This is a genomic window from Mycobacterium sp. NPDC050853 (assembly GCF_040653875.1).
Lineage (GTDB): Bacteria > Actinomycetota > Actinomycetes > Mycobacteriales > Mycobacteriaceae > Mycobacterium.
Genome location: NZ_JBFAGW010000001.1, coordinates 345,994 through 364,461 on the forward strand (window position 1 = coordinate 345,994; position 18,468 = coordinate 364,461).

An 18,468-nucleotide genomic window follows, 5' to 3' on the forward strand; every position below is an offset into this window, starting at 1 on the left:
GGTAACCACCTCCTCCGCCGATATGGGAAGCAGGCGTTCCGTGTTGGTGAGCGGTTTTGACCGCCCGAACGCGGAACGTTCATAGCTTGTTGGCCCCGACGGTAGTCCGTGTTCACGCACCTTGCCACCGATTCGCAAGAGTCGTTTCGAGATCGTCACACGGGCGATGAGCCGACCAGGCGAAGAGCATCGAACATCGGCTCAGGTACGCATCAGGAGTACGTGAGCGTGAGGACGGCCGCGACGCGAAAACCCGCCGTTCGCAACACTCGTACCGATTCTGCAGCGGTGGCACCGGTGGTCAGCACATCGTCGACCAGCACCAACTCTGTGTCCGGTCGCGGACCCCGACGCACGGCGATACGCCCCGTCACATTGCGTTGCCGAGCGGAGATTGACAGTCCTACCGAATCGCGCGCCCCCATCTTCATGCGTAGCAGCGGTACAGCGTGTACGCCGGGAATCTGGGCGGCGACAGCGGCGACCGCAGTCACCGGGTCTCCGCCGCGTCCACGCGCCGACGTCCATCGGGTGGGGGCCGGAACCAGCGTCACTGGACGCTCGACGAGGTGCCACCGCAGTAGTTGCCCCACTCCCCTGGCAAGCGCCGCGCCCAGAGGAACAATGAGGTCGCGGCGACCGCGATCCTTCATCGTCACGATCGCCTGCCGTCGGGGGCCGGCGTACCGGCCCAGCGACAGAACGGGAACACCCGGGTCCACCCGCGTGGTCACCACCACGGGTTCTGCGGAGAACGCATCGGCGCAGGCCTCGCACCATCGGGTCGATGGTGCCCCGCAACCACCGCAGGCCAGCGGCAGCACCAGGTCGAGCATGCGAGAAAGTCTGCACGCGGGGTCTGACACTCGCGCCTACAGCTTGCTGAACCGGGCTGGAGCGCAATTGCCCGGCCTAGAGCGCGGCGACCAACATTTCTATCTGGCCGCGGTTCAGCACCTCGACTGTCCCGTCGGGCAGCCCGAGAATGCGGTCGGTAGCAACGCCGTAGAGCCGCTGACGCAGCACCGCCGCATCGATCGCCTCCCCGCGCGCCCGCGCATCCGGCGCAGCGGTAATCCGCTGGACGGTGGTACCCATATTGGCCGCGAAGCCTTGGATCATGTCACCGACGCCTTCGGGATCGAATGTCTCGAACACCCCTTCGGCGACTCCCCGCTCGATGACCTCGGTGAGTACCGGCCGAAACTTGTCCTCCCAGATCGCCGAGATCCTGCGCAGCAACGGCTGGTTCTCCGGCCGCAGCATCGAGACCATCGCCGCGATGCTCTCTGGCGCGCCGAGCGCCATCTTGACCTCGTAGCTCGCGCGCAGCCCGGCGTTCAACCGCTCCAACGCACCCTTCCCCGGCTCTGTGAAGACCGGACCCAACGCCTCGAACGCCTGGTCCGCGCTGCGCTCCACAAGCGCCGCCACCAGGGCCTCCTTGGAGGAAAAGTAGTGGTAAAAAGCACCTTTCGAGATCCCAGAGGTAGCGATGAGATCGTTGAGGCTGACCTTTTCGTAACCGCGTTCCAGGAATAGGGACATCGCCAGATCGAGCAATTCGGTCCGACGCACCTCCGGATGCTTCACCACGCGCGGCATGGCTGATGTTCTTCGCACAAGCGGCTCATCACATCGGTATTGAATCAGTCGCCGGCCGCGGACTTCTTGATCCAGCCGACGTACGTCAGATACAGGCCGACGACGGCCATGAACAGGAAGAAGGCCCGCACCGGACCCACTGCGGGCATCGACGCGTCCACCCCCTTCTGCATCACGTGGGGGAATGCCAGCAGGACGAATCCTCGTAGCGCCAGAAACCAGCCGAACAGGGAGATGATCACCGGAGCGAGGCCTCTCCAAAACTGATGGAAGGCGATGATCATCAGCCCACAAAAGAGCAGCAGGGCACCGAACAGCCACGACCACATCGGGTCGTTGAAGAAGCTGTCACTGAGGAAGCCAGGACCGCCCACCCGACAAGCGATGATGGTGGTTACCGTGGCGACGAATGGACCGATGACCCGTGCGAACGCGCGTGTGCGCTGGACCGGGTCGATCGCGGTGGATGTAGTGGTCATGTCGTCGGCTCCTTCCGAATGGCCCAAATAGACCACTGGTCGGTATGTTAGACCGCTGGTCGGTAATGGCAAGATGCGTGCCGCAGAACGCCAACCGGCGGGCCGCTCCTGACTAGGCTCGAATGCATGGAGACCCGGACAGCACCCGCCGATGCCCAGCCCGTCCCCCATGCCTTGAGCTCGCACCTGCGTGTTGCGCTCGACGGGCGATTTGGTCCGATACGCGACGCCGCGCGCGAGTATCTGGACCGCGCCGACCTACTTCCCGATCCCTCGCTGACCCTCGAAGAGGCGCGTGCGCGATCGCTGCGGATCATGCGCGAGCTGGTACCACATGGCGTGCCACAGGCAGGGTTCCGAAAGGAACACGGCGGCACTGGCGACGTCGGGGCCGCGATCGTCGGCATCGAGATGCTCGGCTACGCGGACTTGTCGCTGATGGTCAAGGCGGGCGTGCAATGGGGCCTCTTTGGCGGAGCGATCGAAAACCTGGGTACCGCTTCACATCACGAGCAGTACGTGGTCCCGCTGATCAATCTCGATGTGCTCGGCTGTTTCGCCATGACCGAGACCGGGCATGGCTCCAACGTCCAGGCCTTGCAAACCGTCGCCACCTACGACAGCGAGAGCGGCGACTTCATTCTCAGCTCCGAGGGCGATCTCGCGCGTAAGGATTACATCGGCGGTGCCGCCGAGCACGCCGCCGTGGCCGCGGTTTTCGCGCAGCTCGTCACCGGTGGACCCGGCGAGGAGGCGACCGGCCGCGGAGTCCATTGCTTCGTGGTGCCGATCCGCGGCGCCGACGGCAACGACCTCCCCGGAGTAACCACCAGCGACTGTGGATACAAGGGCGGACTCGCCGGAGTCGACAACGGGCGCATCGTGTTCGACAACGTGCGGGTGCCGCGGGCCAACCTACTCAACAAATATGCGGATGTCGGCGCTGATGGCTCTTATAGCTCGCCCATCGAGAACGAGAACAAGCGGTTCTTCACCATGTTGGGCACGCTCATCCGCGGACGGGTCAGCGTCGCCGCTACCTCGGGCGCGGCGGCCCGCAAGGCGCTGACCATCGCGTCGCGGTATGCCCTGGTGCGTAAGCAGTTCGATACCCCGGACAGCACCGACGAGGTGATCATCGCCGATTACCTGGTGCATCAACGCAAGCTGCTGCCCCTGATCGCACGGTCATACGCGCTGGCGTTCGCGCAGAACGAGCTCACCGAAGAGCTGCACGAGGTACAGACCGCCAACGAAGTGGACGGCGACCGTCAACGTCAGCTGGAAAGCGCCGCAGCGGGTTTGAAGGCAATGACCAGCTGGCACGCCCAGCACGCCATCACCATCTGCCGCGAGGCGTGCGGCGGGGCCGGGTACCTCGACGCCAACCAGCTCACCATCCTGCGGCGTGATATCGACGTGTTCACCACCTTCGAGGGCGATAACACCGTGCTCACTCAGCTGGTGGCTAAGGAGCTGCTTTCGGCCTATGCCGAGGACGTACGCGGCCTCAACGCCGTTGGCTGGACTCGATTTATTGCCGGCATGGCCCGCGATGTCCTCCTGGAACGCTCCGCGGCACGGCAGGTCATCCAGACGATCCTGGACTCGTCCGACGAGGACGTCGAGGAGTCCGATCTCAGCAATCGCGGCACGCAGCTGCGCCTGCTGCGCAATCGCGAGGATCATCTGCTGCGGACCGCGGCAACCCGGATGCAACGCGCCCAATCCGACGATGACAACCCGGATGAGGACCCCTTCGAGGTCTTCAACTCGGCGCAGGACCACATCCTCAAGGTCGGATCCGCGCACACCGAGCGGGTGGTGCTGGAAGCGTTCATCGCGGCGATTGACAGCTGCGACAGCCGATCTGCACAAGAGCTGCTGGAGAAGCTGTGCGATCTGTTCGTCTACAGCGCGCTCGAAGCCGACCTGTCGTGGTTCCTCATGCACCGGCATGTGTCGACCGAACGGGCGAAGGCCATCCGGCGCGGTGTCAACCAGCTGTGCTCCGAGCTGAGGCCACATCTGCGGGAATTGGTGGATGCGTTCGGAATTCCCGAGGCGCTGCTCGCGACGGAGATGATCGCCGAGTAATCCTGACAGCTCGGCGCCTTCCGGTTACCCGGTGAGTACCGGAATCGTCTGGGGCAGCATGAGTGGACGCACCTCGATCCACCTCTCCTCCGGCGTGCCCAATCCCGTCAGCTGCAGCACGCCGCGCGCGTCCGCGATGTAGATATTGGCCGGCGATGCGACAACGGTCGACACGGGAGTAAGCAGATTCCGGTCGTCCAGATCGGAGTTCACGCCGTCGAGGTTCACGTTGGCCACCAGGTGTGATCCGTCGTTGCGGGCAACCGCGAGATCGTCACCAGTCCGCCAGGCCAGCGATACCGCCGACTTCCCCAGGCCAAAGCCGAGCCGACGCGGATGCACCAGGGCGTAGTCGCCGCTGTCGGTCTGCACAACACTGGCCAAAACCACCTGGCCGTCGATGATCATGGCGGCACGGGTTCCGTCTCGCGACAACGCCAGTTCGGTGATCTGCCCCTGAAAGCTCTGCGCCACCGCCGACGATTCGACAGGCAACACCGCCACCATGGCGGTGGTGGCCTCCTGGATGACGCGGACCACGCGGCCCCCGTCGATCACCACCCACACCGCGTCGTCGAGCGCCCAGGTCGGGCGAGTCAGTGCCTTGCCGCCGACCGCCTCGCTGCCATTGGCGCCATTCGCACCTACCCACAGCGACATTTGCGGATCGTCTCCGGCCTGCACCCGCACCACCGATGCCACCTGACGCCCGCTGCGCGACAGCGCCGCCGAAACCTGGTTCCCCACTTGGCCAAACGATCCACGCACCGGCACGGCCTCATCGCGGTCCACCGTCACCAGCGTTCCATTTAGCAACCCATAGAGGCCCACACCCGCGCCCTCAGACGCACCTGGGTCAGTGGACGCGACGTTCTGTGTGCTCCACCCCTGCGCCAGTTGATCATCGAGCGGGGCGCCGTTGACCTGCAGCACATACGGTCCGGCGATTCCCGCGCGAGAGAGCGTCCAAATCACCTGCGCCGCAAGGAATTGCCGGGTCCGCTGATCGGGCGTCAAATCACCTTCCAGCTCGACCCGCACACCGCCGTATCCGCGCCCCACGTCCACCCTGCTGCCGTCGGCACGCGTCACCGGGCCGCGTAGCCGCAGGCCGTTCAGGTGATTGCGCACCGCCCCCGCGAGCTCGGGCCGCGGACCGGACAAAAGCTTGTACACGAGCTCAGTGGCCAACAGGTCGGGGTCGGAGACCGCCACGTACCGCGGGTCGGGTACCACGGTGCGACCGGCCGGGTCGGCGAAGTAGACGGTGTACCGACGGTAGGTGGCCTGGAATTGCGCCCAGTCGAGCAACACTCCATTGGGCAGCGAGTCGATTCGCCACTCGCCGTTGGCCTTTGCCAACGTGAACTGAGGATCCTGGATATCACCCTGGGCGGTCTGGAAGACCCCGATATCGGACAGGGTGCCCAACTTATTGGCGCGTACGTTGATGGCCCACCGGTCGACACCACGTTGGTCGACGAACACCGGCGACTCGATGAGCACCGCGTCACCCGCGTCATCCCAAGCCCGCGAGGCGGATTCGGTGAGGAATTGGCGCGCTGCGCGGTGCCTGTTCGATGGGTCGGCGGTCGCCTTCAAGAACTCGCGCAATACCGTTTCGGGTTCCATACCCGGTGTGGGTGCGGGCACCCCCGGCGGCGCCGGGCGCTGCACCGTTCCGATGGCCTGCGGCGAGGACGATGATGGCACCCCTGCGCACGCGGTGAGTCCAAGCGCCGCCGCGGTCAGGATCGCCGCCACCTTCCGGCGCATCATGATGACTCTCCCACTGGCTCGACCGTGGCGCCGGAGGCACGCATCGGCGCGGTCTCTTGTTCTCCCGGCCGCTCTCCCGGGCGACCGGGGCGCGGAACCGGCCGGCGCACAGCGGAACTTGGACGGCTGGTGGGATTCAAGGGAAGGGGGCTCGTAGTCACTTTATGCCCGCGGACCAGCGGCACCGTCAGGCGGAACAACGCCCCCTTGCCCGGCTCGCCCCATGCCTCCAAACGTCCCTGATGCAGCCGGGCATCCTCGACGCTGATCGCCAGACCCAGTCCGGTGCCGCCGGAGTGACGTTTCCGCGACGGGTCGGCGCGCCAAAACCTGTTGAACACCAGCTTTTCCTCGCCGGGACGCAGACCAACCCCACGGTCCCGCACGGTGACGGCGACGCTGTCGATATCGGCGGCCATCTGGATGGTGACGGGTTTGTGCTCACTATGATCGATCGCATTGGCGACCAGGTTGCGCAGAATCCGTTCCACGCGACGAGGATCCACCTCGGCGATGATCTCGCTGTCGGGCATGTCGAGCTCCACCGTGGTGTCCAACTCGTCGGCCAGGTGCTTGACCGAAGCCACGACGGTCTTGACGGTGTCGCGCAGATCCACCTGCTCCACGGCGAGCTCGGCCACACCGGCATCGTGCCGCGAGATTTCCAGCAGGTCGCTCAACAACGATTCGAATCGATCGAGCTCATTGACCATCAACTCGGCGGAACGCTGCAACGACGGATCGAGCTCGTCCCGGTTGTCGTAGATGAGGTCGGCCGCCATCCGCACAGTGGTCAACGGCGTACGCAATTCGTGGCTGACGTCAGAGGTGAAGCGGCGCTGCAGATTTCCGAACTCTTCGAGTTGTGTGATCTCGCGCGAGAGGCTTTCGGCCATATCGTTGAAGGACACAGCCAGCCGGGCCATATCGTCGACACCGCGCACCGGCATGCGTTCAGAGAGATGCCCCTCGGCGAATCGCTCGGCGATCCGGGAGGCCGAACGCACCGGCAGCACCACCTGACGGGCGACCAGCAGCGCCACCGCGGCCAGGAGCACCAACAGCACCACACCGCCGGTGACGATGGTGCCGCGCACCAGCGAAATAGTGCTTTCCTCATTCGAGAGCGGGAAGACCAAGTACAGCTCGAGCGCGGTGACGTTCGACGTCGTCGGCGAGCCGATGACCAGAGCCTTCCCCGAGAAGCTCTCGGTATGCACGGTCGAGTACTGGTAACTGACCTGGCCGGCCTTGACGAAATCGCGCAGCGGGCCCGGGATCTGGTTGGCGGGTCCCGCCGAGGTGGCCGCGCGCGGCCCATCCCCGGGAACCATGAGGACCGCGTCGAACCCCCCGGCAACTCCGCCCTCGGAGCCCTTGGTGCGGTTCAGTAACTGGTTACGGGCCAGCTCCAGGCTGCTCTGCAGTGATCGGGTTTCCTCGCCGCCGACATCGTCGCTGACGATGACGCGCGCACGCTCGATCTCCTCCTTCGCAACCCGGGTCTTTGATTCCAGGATGCGGTCGGTGACCTGGCTGGTGAGCACGAATCCCAGGATCAGGATGACCAGGGACGACAGCGCCAAATTGGACACCACCACCCGCACCTGCAGGGAACGGCGCCAGGTGAACCCGACTGCCCGACTCAGCGCCTTCAGACCGCGTATCAGTGGTGCCGACCGCCGCTGAATGCGCCGCTTCGAGCTAAAGATCACGGGGGTCCGGCCTTATATCCCACTCCTCGAACGGTCAACACCACGGTCGGATTCTCCGGGTCCTTCTCGACCTTCGCCCGTAGACGCTGCACGTGGACGTTCACCAGCCGGGTATCGGCCGGGTGACGGTAACCCCACACCTGTTCGAGCAGCACATCTCGAGTAAACACCTGGCGCGGTTTGCGTGCCAGCGCCACCAGTAGGTCGAATTCCAGCGGAGTCAGTGAGATCTGCTCGCCCTCGCGCGTCACCTTGTGCGCGGGCACATCGATCTCGATACCCGCGATGTTCAGCAGCTCGGCGGGCTCGTCGTCGTTACGGCGCAACCGGGCGCGGATGCGGGCGACGAGCTCCTTCGGCTTGAACGGCTTCATGATGTAGTCGTCGGCGCCGGACTCCAGGCCCAGCACCACGTCAACGGTGTCGGTCTTGGCCGTCAGCATGATGATCGGCACACCGGAATCGGAGCGCAGCACCCGGCACACGTCGATACCGTTCATCCCCGGCAGCATGAGGTCCAGCAGAACCAGATCGGGACGTAGCTCCCGAACGGCGGTAAGTGCCTGCGTACCATCGCTCACCACCGCGGTCTCGAAGCCCTCCCCGCGCAACACGATGGTGAGCATCTCCGCCAATGACGCGTCATCGTCGACAACAAGGATCCTTTGCCTCATAGATCCCATCGTGTCACTAGATCGTGACAAAACCGGGGTACCAAAGGGGCGAGTTGCCGTTCTATTCGCGGATCCTCGCCACGAGTAGGTGTATCGGCGCAATCAGGCGAGCTGCTGGCGGATCTTGAATTTCTGGATCTTCCCGGTGGCGGTTCTGGGCAGGGAGTCGACGAACTCGACGCGCTTGGGGCACTTGTATCCGGCCAGACTCTCCCGACAGTGCGCGACGAGATCGGGTCCGGTCGGCGCGTCTGCCCCTGGGTTTGTCCCCCAGACCACGACCACCGCGGTGACCAGCTCGCCCCATTTCTCGTCGGGCACCCCGACAACGGCGGCCTCGCGCACACCAGGATGCGATATCAAGGCATCCTCCACCTCGATGGAGGACACGTTCTCTCCGCCGGTGATGATGACGTCCTTCTTGCGATCCGAGATGGTGAGGTATCCGTCGGCCATCGATCCGCGGTCACCGGTATGAAACCAATTGCCTGCCAATGCCTCCGTGGTGGCCTCCGGCTGGTCCCAATACCCGTCGAGGTTCGTGTTCGACTGGGTCAGCACCTCCCCGTCCTCCGCAATCGATACGCGGACACCGATCGCCGGAGCACCCGCACGGCCCAACATCCGAGCCTGCTGCTGCTCGTCGAGGTCGGCCCATTCGGACCGAAAGCGGTTGATGGCAATGAGCGGCGCGGTCTCGGTGAGCCCGTAGATCTGGATGAACTCCCAACCGAGTTCCGCACGCACCCTCGCGATGGTGCGCGTCGGAGGCGGCGCTCCCGCGACGATGATCCGGACCCGGCCCCTGCCGGGGACGGGCCCTTCCCAGCTCGCTGCCGCATCCAACACGGCGTCGACGACCGTTGGCGCCGCACACATCACGGTCACGCCATGCTCGTCGACACGTCGCAGAATCTCGTCACCGTCGATCTTCCGCAGCACGATATGCCGGCCGCCCATACCGGTGGCGGCATACGGCCAGCCCCAACCGTTGCAATGGAACATCGGCAACGTGTGCAGCAGCACATCGTCCTCGCGCAGAGTGGCGTGCAATCCGAATACGACGCCGTTGATCCAGATGTTGCGATGAGTGAGCTGAACACCCTTGGGGCGACTCGTGGTACCAGAGGTGTAATTCAGTGTCGCGGTAGATGATTCATCACACGACCACGGTCGCGGTTCGGCGGCATACGAATCGGCCGCCTCGCTCGTCGCTCCGAAGATCGCCGCATCGTCTTCTCCCAACACGAAGTTGTGAGTGGCACGCGCGGTGTCCAGCAGGTGACGCACCTCGGGGTCCACCAGGAGCACCGATGCACCCGAATGTTCGACGATGTACTCGATTTCGGCAGGAGCCAACCGAAAATTGATCGGCACCAGGATGCGCCCCCACCCGGACACCCCGAAGAAGGACGTGAGCAATCGGGCACTGTTATGCGAGACGATCGCCACCCGCTCTCCCGGCCCAACACCGAGGTCATCCAGTGCCGCGGCCTGCCCACGCGCACGCGCGGCGAGCTGCCGGTAGGTCAACCGCCCCCAGGACGGCGCCGGTTGAACCGGCTCGTCGACAACCCCCACACGGTCGGGGTACACAAGCTCGGCACGGTCCAGGAAATCACGCACGCTCAGGTCGAAGAACACGCACCAATCCTGCCGTCCCACGCGGGGTGTGGTGCCGATATCGACGAAGCGACAGGCCATCTTGCCGGTCGCAGGCAGACGGGTGTTTAATGAAGGCGCTTGTTCAGCAGTGGTTCATGTGCGCTTTGCGCCCGCGACTAGGAGGTGACGCGACTATGTCCGATAGTCAACCTCCGAGTATCCACAGCGCCTTCTAACGCAGACCCGGGTCGCGCTCGAAGGCGCTCTTGTTGCACCAATACAACGTGCACCTCGAAGCCACTGCGAAAGAACAGGACCCGTTATGAGCCATTGGGATGTCGTCATCCGTGTAGCCCTCGGATTTGGCCTGGGCTGCGCCATCGGGATCGAACGGCAGTGGCGCGCCAAGAACGCGGGCCTGCGCACCAACGCGCTGGTGTGCCTGGGCGCGACACTGTTCGTCATCATGGGCGCCTATAGCTTCCACGGCCCCGGTGCCGATCCCACACGTGTTGCGGCACAGATTGTTTCGGGCATCGGCTTCCTCGGCGCCGGAGTGATCATGAAACAGGGCGCCACCATCACCGGGCTGAACACCGCCGCCACCATGTGGGCGACCGCCGCGGTTGGGGCCTTGGCCGGCGGCGGGATGTACGACGTGGCGATCATCGGCACCGCGGCAATCGTGCTGGCCAACCTGCTATTACGCCCGCTGGGCCATCTACTCGACCGCAGCCCGACCACTGCCGGTCGCGAGGCCCGGCCCGCGGAATACCTCTTTGAGGTCACCACCACCGATGAGACCGAGGCACATATCCGGGCACTCACCGTGCAGGCCGTGAGCCGGCCGGAATTCGCGCTGCAATCCGTGCGGTCGTACGACGTCGAGGACGGCAAGCATGTGCGGGTGGTCGCGAAGCTGAGCACCGAAGAGCGCAACGACTCCCTGATGGAGTCCGCGGTAAGTCGGCTCAGCATGGAACCCGCTGTGTCGTCAGTGCGCTGGCACGTCGATCGCGAAGAAGAGGTTGAAGCCAGTGAATGGTAAGGAGACCCCATGATTTCGCTACGGAGAGGCGCCCTGAGACGGACGCCGTCACCCGAGGAGTTCATGGCGGTACACCGTGACTCCGATGAATACGACTCCGACCGCTCCGCATGCTCGGTGGAAGCCAGCGTCGTCAACAGTTCGGTGTACCGCGACGGGGTCAAGATCAGCACCACCAAAACCCTCGCCGACGCACTCGAGAGCTTGCCCGACGACTCGTCGATGGCATGGATTGGCATGTACCGGCCCAACGACGACCAATTACACGCGGCAGCAGACGAATTCGATCTGCATCCGTTGGCGGTGGAAGATGCCATCGACGCGCATCAGCGCCCGAAGCTCGAACGTTACGGCAACACGCTTTTCGTGGTGTTGCGCGCGGCACGCTATGTGGACCGCACCGAGCGCGTCGACTTCGGTGAACTACATGTGTTCTGCGGCAGTAACTTCATCCTCACAGTGCGGCATGCCGAATCCCCGGACCTGTCCGCGGTACGAGCTCGCATGGAGAGCCACCCCGAGCTGCTCCGGCTGGGGCCAGAGGCGGTGCTGTACGCCATCTGCGATGCCGTGGTGGACGGATACGCGCCCGTCATCGCCGGTCTGCAGAACGATATCGACGAGATCGAGACCGAGGTGTTCAGCGGCGATCCCAATGTTTCGCAACGTATCTACAAGCTGTCACGCGAGGTTATCGAGTTCCAGCGCGCCACCAAACCGCTGCTGGCGATGCTCAACAACCTCTCGACGGGCTTCTCCAAGTACAACTCGAACGAGGAGCTGCGCAGCTATCTGCGCGACGTCACCGACCACGCCACCATGGTGGTGGAGCGGGCCGACGGTTTCCGTCAGCTGTTGGACAATATCCTGACCGTCAACTCGACCCTGGTGACTCAGGAGCAGAACGTCCAGATGCGCAGGCTCGCCGAGACCGCTTACCAACAGAACGAGGAAATCAAGAAGGTGTCCGCGTGGGCGGCAATCCTGTTCGCCCCCACGCTGATCGGCACCGTGTACGGCATGAACTTCCAGAGCATGCCCGAGCTGGCTTGGAACTACGGGTATCCGCTCGCATTGGGACTGATGGTGCTGACATGTGTCAGCCTCTATGCGATATTCAAGGGACGCAACTGGCTGTAACCGCGCTCGCCCAGAGTGAAGCTATGGCGGGATTTCGACCGATTCCCCGCCGTGGTTTCACGCTCAGCGCAGCAGTGAGGCCGCCAGCGTCTCCGGGTCGCCGCCATCGGCGACCACCCACCGACCACCCCAGTTACGTTGTGCCAGATCGGCATACGCCGCAGACACCCGCGTCTGCAGGTCTCCATCGCGTTCGTAGGTGTCACGGGTGCGGTCACTCTCCTGCTGCTCACGCCGACGGGCACGCTGCTGGGCGAGCTCCGGCGAAACATTCAGGAAGACTTGCCAATCAGGACGGGGCAGGGCAAAACGCTCGAATTCCAGCTCATACACCCAGCGGGCCATATCGCCGCCGCCGTCCTGATGCAGCCGGGCCGCGCCGTACGCGGCATTCGAGGCCACCCAGCGATCCAGGATCACGAGGTCGTTCGTGCGCTCCAGCCCCGCGAGCTCTTCACGGCAATCGCGCCGGTCCAGCGCGAACAGCAGCCCCATCGCATATGCGGAGGACACCACATCACCGTGCCCGCCTTTGAGCGACTCGGCCGCCAGGTCGGCATGCACCGAGCGGCCATAGCGCGGGAAGGCCAGCGTCGCAACGGATAACCCCTGGGCATTCCAGCGCGCTATCAGCGCCTCGGTAAGAGTGCGCTTGCCCGCGCCGTCGACACCCTCGATCGCAATCAGCTGGCCCACGGCAGGTCAGCCTACGCAAAGGCCCCCCGCACCGGGGTGCAAGGGGCCTCTACGCAGATTAGCGGCGATCAGTAGCGGTAGTGCTCCGGCTTGTACGGGCCTTCCACGTCCACACCGATGTACTCGGCCTGGTCCTTGGTGAGCCGGGTCAGCGTGCCACCCAGCGCCTCCACGTGAATCTTGGCGACCTTCTCGTCGAGGTGCTTGGCCAGCCGGTAGACCTCGTTGTCGTACTCGTCGTTCTTGGTCCACAGCTCGATCTGCGCGATCACCTGGTTCGAGAAGCTGTTACTCATCACGAAGGACGGGTGTCCGGTCGCGTTGCCCAGGTTGAGCAGACGGCCCTCGGACAGCACGATGATCGACTTACCCGAGTCCCCGAACGTCCACTGGTCCACCTGCGGCTTGATGTTCAGCCGCGTAGCACCCGACTTCTCCAGGGCAGCCATGTCGATCTCGTTGTCGAAGTGGCCGATGTTGCCCAGGATCGCCTGGTCCTTCATGGCCTTCATGTGGTCGAGCAGGATGATGTCCTTGTTGCCGGTCGAGGTGACGACGATATCGGCATTCCCGATCGCCTGTTCGACGGTGACGACGTCAAACCCGTCCATCAGCGCCTGCAGCGCGTTGATCGGGTCGACCTCGGTGACCTGCACCCGGGCGCCCTGCCCGGCCAGGGACTCGGCGCAGCCCTTGCCGACGTCACCGTAACCACAGATCAGAATCTTCTTGCCACCGATCAGCACATCGGTGCCGCGGTTGATGCCGTCGACGAGCGAGTGCCGAGTGCCGTACTTGTTGTCGAACTTGCTCTTGGTCACCGAGTCGTTGACGTTGATGGCCGGGAACGACAGCTCGCCCGCCGCCGCGAACTGGTACAGGCGCAGCACGCCGGTGGTGGTCTCCTCGGTGACGCCCTGGACCGATCCGGCGATCTTTGTCCACTTGTCCTTGTCGGTTTCGAACCGCGCACGAATCAGGTTGAGGAACACCTTGTGCTCGGCCGAGTCATTCTCCTCCTCGGGCGGCACCACACCGGCCTTCTCGTACTGCGCGCCGCGCAGCACGAGCATGGTGGCGTCGCCGCCGTCGTCGAGAATCATGTTGGCGGGCTCGTTCGGCCACGTCAGCATCTGCTCGGCGGCCCACCAGTACTCCTCCAGGCTCTCGCCCTTCCAGGCGAACACCGGGGTGCCCTTCGGTTCTTCCTCAGTGCCATGCGGCCCGACAACCACTGCAGCCGCGGCGTGGTCCTGTGTGGAGAAGATGTTGCACGACGCCCAGCGGACCTCCGCGCCGAGAGACACCAGGGTCTCGATCAGCACCGCGGTCTGGATGGTCATATGCAGCGAGCCGGAGATGCGGGCGCCCTTGAGCGGCAGCACATCCGCATACTCGCGACGCAGCTCCATCAGGCCCGGCATCTCGTGTTCGGCCAGGCGGATCTCCTTGCGGCCGAACTCGGCCTCGGAAAGATCTGCCACCTTGTAATCAATGCCGTTGCGTACGTCGGCCACCAGCTCGGTCATCTTTTGTCTCTTCCGCCTCTAGTGAAGTATGTCAATCCCCTTGACTTACCGGGGTCCGTCACCAGGTTAGCGCGTACGAGCGGCCGATTGTTAGATCAGGTAGCGAGATTTGTGGATGCGCAGGTCACGAGTCGCGGGTCGCCGCATTGGCTTCCACAAACGGCGAGAGCAGCCGCGCCATATCGAGGGCAACGTCATGGTCGGACTCCGGCGGCATGGAGACGTAACTGATCGCCAGCCGCACGATCGACCGGGCGAGGATGGCCGCGTCCTCCGCGCTGGCGCGCACCCAGCTGTTCTTGAACGACTCGGTAAGCCGGGCGGAGGCCGGCAGCACGATCGTGGCGCTGTCGACCGTTACCAGGCGCATCAGTTCGGGCTTGGCTTCGCCGGTCAATAGCGAGACAACCATCGGATCGGCGGCGCTATCGGCGAAGAACGCGGCGAATCCCGCGTGCAGGGCGCCGTGAATGTCGCCGACATGGGCGTAGATCGCGTCATTGACGGCGCCGGCGAGCCGCATGGCCAATCGCAACGCATACCCCTGGGCCAACCCCTGTCGGGAGCCGAACTCGTTGTACAGCGTCTGACGGCTGACTCCCGCCCGGCGGGCCACATCGGACATGGTCACCGCCGACCAGTCCTGTTGCCGCAGAAGATCTCCGAGCGCATCGAGGACCGATTCGCGAAGCAGCGCCCGCGCGGCCTCGGCATACGGCACTCGCGGCGTCACACCGGGGAGCCTGGCAGGCGCGGTGTACTCGGTCAATGTCATGTCATGGTCTCGCGATCTCCACCATGGCGAAATCGGCCTTCGCGGCGCCGCAGTCGGGGCAGCTCCAGTCGTCGGGAATATCGTCCCAGCGAGTGCCCGGCCCAATGCCATCCTCCGGCCAGCCCAGTGCCTCGTCGTACTGGAATCCACACTGCATGCATTCGAACAGCTTGTAGTCGTCGTCGCTCATGAATCCGCTCCTTGTAGGGCTTCGAAATCCACCTTCTCGCGCACTCCACAATCAGGGCAGCACCAGTCGTCGGGAATCTCCGACCACGCCGTCCCCGCCGGGAACCCCTCTCGAGGGGCTCCCGCGCTCTCGTTGTACAGGTACTGACATACGGGGCAACGGTACTGCGACATGTCAGGCCGCCTCTTCCGTCACGCCGTACTTGGCCAGAATCTTTGTGCGCTTGCTCGGCTGGATGTTCACCTTGGTGATGTCGCCGTCGTAGTGCTCCAACACCCGCTGATCCATGATCTTGCGCCACAGCGGCGGGAAGTACGCCAGCGTCAGCATCGTCGCGTATCCGCTGGGCAGGTTCGGCGCGCCGTCCATGCTGCGCAGGGTCTGGTAGCGCCGCGTGGGGTTGGCGTGGTGATCGCTGTGCCGCTGCAGGTGGTACAGGAAGATATTGGTCACCAGATGGTCGGAGTTCCAGCTGTGCTTGGGCGTGCAGCGCTCGTACCGTCCACCGGCAACCTTCTGCCGCATCAGCCCATAGTGCTCCAGATAGTTCACCGTCTCCAGGAGAGTGAAGCCGAAGACTGCCTGGATGACCAGGTACGGAATGACCGCGGCGCCGAAGATCGCGATGGTGACACCAAACAGGACTGCCGACATCAGCCATGCGTTGACCACGTCGTTACTCGGGTGCAGTACGAACCGATTGAGCCGCTTCATGCGGGTGGCCTCAAGATTCCAGGAGGACTTCAGACTGCCCCAGACGCTGCGCGGCCAGAAGCCCCAGAACGTCTCGCCGAAGCGTGAACTGGCCGGATCCTCGGGAGTCGCGACGCGCACGTGATGTCCGCGGTTGTGCTCGATGTAGAAGTGGCCGTAGAAGGTCTGCGCCAGCGTGATCTTCGAGAGCCAGCGCTCCAACTCGTCCTTCTTATGCCCCATTTCGTGGGCGGTGTTGATGCCGATGCCGCCAAGCACACCAATCGAGAGCGCGATGCCCAGCTTGGAGATCCAGCTGATGCCATGGTCGAACCCGATCCAGCTCAGGTCGGTGGCAGCGAAGTAGTAGGCGCCCAGGAAGAAGCTCGCGTACTGGAATGGGATGAAGATGTAGGTGCAGTACCGGTAGTACTTGTCGTTCTCCAGCGCCTCCATCGCCTCATCGGGCGGGTTCTCGCCGTCGGGCCCGAAGCGCAGATCCAGCGCCGGCAAGATCACGTACAGCAGCGCGGGACCGATCCAGAAAAACAGTGGCGAGATCTGCTGCCAGCCGAGCTGGTTCATCACATAGACCAACCCTGTCGCGATGAAGATCGCGGTGGGCGGGATCATCCCGTAGAGCCACATGTAGCGCTTGCGGTCGCGCCACTGGACGGGCAGGTCATGGGCTGCTTCAAGGTTGGACGTCATCGTCACTGTCTCCTCGGTCGAAATCTGCGTGAGGTACATCACCGAACAAACTTGACGATAGGTGATACTTCGTCGCTTGTCTAGACAAATGAGTATGTTTTGTAAAGTGCCTGGTGGCGCGCGTCACTCATTGGTTGTCGATGCAGATTCGCCGAGAATGGGAGTTAGGGACAGCAGAGTCAGACTTTGTGTCCACAACGCCCACGGTCGGCGTTGTGGGAGGGCTACTGGTCGACGGCTACACGTAACCCGAGTACTGAGTGCCGACGGCTGTAGGCGAAGTAGACGACGACACCGATAGCCATCCACGCCAACGCGAACAGCCAGGTGCGCACAGCAAGGTTGAGCATCAACCATCCGCAGGCGAGGATCGCGATGATCGGCAGCCACGGCACACCCGGGGCCCGGAAGGCACGCGGCAGGTCAGGCCGGGACCGCCGCAACACGATGACGCCGGCCGAGACGAGCACGAAAGCAAACAACGTGCCGACGTTGACGATCTCCTCCAGACCTTCGATCGGGGTGAAGGCTGCGGCCAGCGCGACAAGGAAGCCGACGATCAGGGTGATCCGTGTCGGCGTACCGTGCGATCCGGTTCTCGCCAGCTCACGCGGTAAAAGTCCGTCCCTACACATTGCGAAGATGACCCGGATCTGCCCAAGCATCAGCACCATGACCACGGTGGTCAGCCCGGCCAGCGCACCGATGGCGATGACCTTGGCTGCCCAGTCGACGCCGTTCAGGTGGAAGGCCGTGGACAGATTCGGGTGCGAGTCGGCTGCTCGGAGGTCGCTGTACTTGACCATGCCGGAGAGCACCACGGTGACCGCGACATACAGGACGGTGACGATCACGAGCGACGCGATGATGCCGCGCGGCACATCCTTTTGCGGATTCCGGGTTTCCTCCGCGGTCGTGGCGACGACATCGAAACCGATGAATGCGAAGAACACGATCGAGGCGCCGGCCAGCACACCGAACCAGCCGTACTGACTTCCAGAACCGCCGGCAATGAATGAGAACAACGACTGATCCAGTCCGGTCCTGCTGGAACCACCGGCCTCCGGCGGCGGGATGAACGGCGTGTAGTTGGACGCCTTGATGAAAAAGGCACCGACGATGATCACCAGCAGCACCACCAGAACCTTGACGGTCGTGACGACGAGGGACACCCGTGAGGACAGCTTGGTGCCGAAAGCGAGAAGCACCGTCAACACGGAAACGATGAGCAACGCACCCCAGTCGACCTTGAGCGACCCGAGATGCACTGTGCTACTGGAGAACCCAAATACGGTGCTCAGATAACTCGACCAGCCCTTGGCGACAGTGGCCGCGCCAACCGAGAACTCCAGAATGAGATCCCAGCCCAGGATCCAGGCAGCGAACTCGCCGAATGTCGCATAGGAGAACGTATAGGCGCTACCGGCAACCGGGATGGTGGAGGCGAATTCGGCGTAGCACATCGCCGCCAGGCCGCACCCGAGCGCGGCCATGATGAATGACAGCGAGATCGCAGGCCCGGTGACATTGGCCGCCGTAGACGCGGTGACGGTGAAGATACCGGCACCGATGACCACCGAGACGCCGAAAACGGTGAGATCCCACCAGGTTAGGTCCCGACGGAGCTTGGTCTCCGGCTCGTCGGTATCCGCGATCGACTGTTCGACAGACTTCGTACGCCACAATCCGCTACCCGGCATTACGGCAGTCTCGCACAAGCCCCATGCTCACG

Annotated in this window: 17 protein-coding genes; 3 read left to right on the forward strand and 14 right to left on the reverse strand. The window is 63.9% G+C overall.

The window, feature by feature from the left end; all coding sequences use genetic code 11:
• Positions 1-212: 212 nt before the first annotated feature.
• The 3 genes from AB0H22_RS01730 to AB0H22_RS01740 form a co-directional block, all read right to left on the reverse strand.
• Complete coding sequence (locus AB0H22_RS01730) at positions 213-836, reverse strand: ComF family protein (protein ID WP_358144376.1); 624 nt, start codon at positions 834-836, stop codon at positions 213-215.
• 76 nt (positions 837-912) lie between these two features.
• Entirely contained in the window at positions 913-1,605 is a 693-nt protein-coding gene (locus AB0H22_RS01735) for a TetR/AcrR family transcriptional regulator (protein WP_358144378.1), read from the reverse strand.
• A gap of 44 nt (positions 1,606-1,649) precedes the next feature.
• The gene (locus tag AB0H22_RS01740) at positions 1,650-2,084 is read right to left on the reverse strand and encodes a hypothetical protein (RefSeq protein ID WP_358144380.1); all 435 of its coding nucleotides are present in this window, start codon (positions 2,082-2,084) and stop codon (positions 1,650-1,652) included.
• Positions 2,085-2,210: 126 nt separating this feature from the next.
• Here AB0H22_RS01740 and AB0H22_RS01745 point away from each other — a divergent pair, with 126 nt between their 5' ends.
• Positions 2,211-4,181, forward strand: a complete 1,971-nt coding sequence (locus AB0H22_RS01745; RefSeq protein WP_180748476.1) for an acyl-CoA dehydrogenase — start codon at positions 2,211-2,213, stop codon at positions 4,179-4,181.
• A 24-nt stretch (positions 4,182-4,205) separates the two neighbouring features.
• Here AB0H22_RS01745 and lpqB read toward each other — a convergent pair whose 3' ends face one another.
• The 4 genes from lpqB to AB0H22_RS01765 all read right to left on the reverse strand — a co-directional run bounded on the left by lpqB (position 4,206) and on the right by AB0H22_RS01765 (position 9,993).
• Positions 4,206-5,960, reverse strand: a complete 1,755-nt coding sequence (gene lpqB / locus AB0H22_RS01750) for an MtrAB system accessory lipoprotein LpqB (RefSeq protein WP_180748477.1) — start codon at positions 5,958-5,960, stop codon at positions 4,206-4,208.
• Positions 5,957-7,675: an MtrAB system histidine kinase MtrB gene (mtrB, locus tag AB0H22_RS01755; RefSeq protein ID WP_358144382.1), complete on the reverse strand. Its 1,719-nt coding sequence runs from the start codon at positions 7,673-7,675 to the stop codon at positions 5,957-5,959. The genes lpqB and mtrB overlap by 4 nt, the downstream gene beginning before the upstream one ends.
• Positions 7,672-8,358, reverse strand: a complete 687-nt coding sequence (mtrA, locus tag AB0H22_RS01760; protein ID WP_180748479.1) for a two-component system response regulator MtrA — start codon at positions 8,356-8,358, stop codon at positions 7,672-7,674. The genes mtrB and mtrA overlap by 4 nt, the downstream gene beginning before the upstream one ends.
• Before the next feature lie 93 nt (positions 8,359-8,451).
• On the reverse strand, positions 8,452-9,993 hold the full coding sequence (locus AB0H22_RS01765) for an AMP-binding protein (protein ID WP_358144385.1): 1,542 nt from the start codon (positions 9,991-9,993) through the stop codon (positions 8,452-8,454).
• A gap of 283 nt (positions 9,994-10,276) precedes the next feature.
• Here AB0H22_RS01765 and AB0H22_RS01770 point away from each other — a divergent pair, with 283 nt between their 5' ends.
• Both AB0H22_RS01770 and AB0H22_RS01775 read left to right on the forward strand, forming a co-directional pair.
• Positions 10,277-11,002 carry an MgtC/SapB family protein gene (locus AB0H22_RS01770; RefSeq protein WP_180748480.1) on the forward strand — a complete coding sequence of 242 codons (726 nt, stop codon included), beginning with the start codon at positions 10,277-10,279 and terminating at the stop codon, positions 11,000-11,002.
• A 63-nt stretch (positions 11,003-11,065) separates the two neighbouring features.
• Positions 11,066-12,142: a magnesium and cobalt transport protein CorA gene (locus tag AB0H22_RS01775; protein WP_358145992.1), complete on the forward strand. Its 1,077-nt coding sequence runs from the start codon at positions 11,066-11,068 to the stop codon at positions 12,140-12,142.
• A gap of 63 nt (positions 12,143-12,205) precedes the next feature.
• On the opposite strand, the gene AB0H22_RS01780 is transcribed toward AB0H22_RS01775, so the two are convergent.
• The 7 genes from AB0H22_RS01780 to AB0H22_RS01810 form a co-directional block, all read right to left on the reverse strand.
• Entirely contained in the window at positions 12,206-12,838 is a 633-nt protein-coding gene (locus AB0H22_RS01780; RefSeq protein WP_358144387.1) for a dTMP kinase, read from the reverse strand.
• Positions 12,839-12,906: 68 nt separating this feature from the next.
• Positions 12,907-14,367, reverse strand: a complete 1,461-nt coding sequence (ahcY, locus tag AB0H22_RS01785) for an adenosylhomocysteinase (RefSeq protein ID WP_180748483.1) — start codon at positions 14,365-14,367, stop codon at positions 12,907-12,909.
• A 124-nt stretch (positions 14,368-14,491) separates the two neighbouring features.
• Positions 14,492-15,088 (reverse strand): TetR family transcriptional regulator, encoded by a 597-nt coding sequence (locus tag AB0H22_RS01790; RefSeq protein ID WP_180749685.1) that lies wholly within the window; start codon positions 15,086-15,088, stop codon positions 14,492-14,494.
• 55 nt (positions 15,089-15,143) lie between these two features.
• On the reverse strand, positions 15,144-15,332 hold the full coding sequence (locus AB0H22_RS01795) for a rubredoxin (protein ID WP_180748484.1): 189 nt from the start codon (positions 15,330-15,332) through the stop codon (positions 15,144-15,146).
• Complete coding sequence (locus tag AB0H22_RS01800) at positions 15,329-15,505, reverse strand: rubredoxin (protein WP_180748485.1); 177 nt, start codon at positions 15,503-15,505, stop codon at positions 15,329-15,331. Before AB0H22_RS01800 ends, AB0H22_RS01795 begins: the two co-directional genes overlap by 4 nt.
• 1 nt (position 15,506) lies before the next feature.
• Entirely contained in the window at positions 15,507-16,736 is a 1,230-nt protein-coding gene (locus AB0H22_RS01805) for an alkane 1-monooxygenase (protein WP_358144390.1), read from the reverse strand.
• Positions 16,737-16,960: 224 nt separating this feature from the next.
• Complete coding sequence (locus AB0H22_RS01810) at positions 16,961-18,436, reverse strand: amino acid permease (protein WP_180748487.1); 1,476 nt, start codon at positions 18,434-18,436, stop codon at positions 16,961-16,963.
• Between the last annotated feature and the right edge of the window lie 32 nt (positions 18,437-18,468).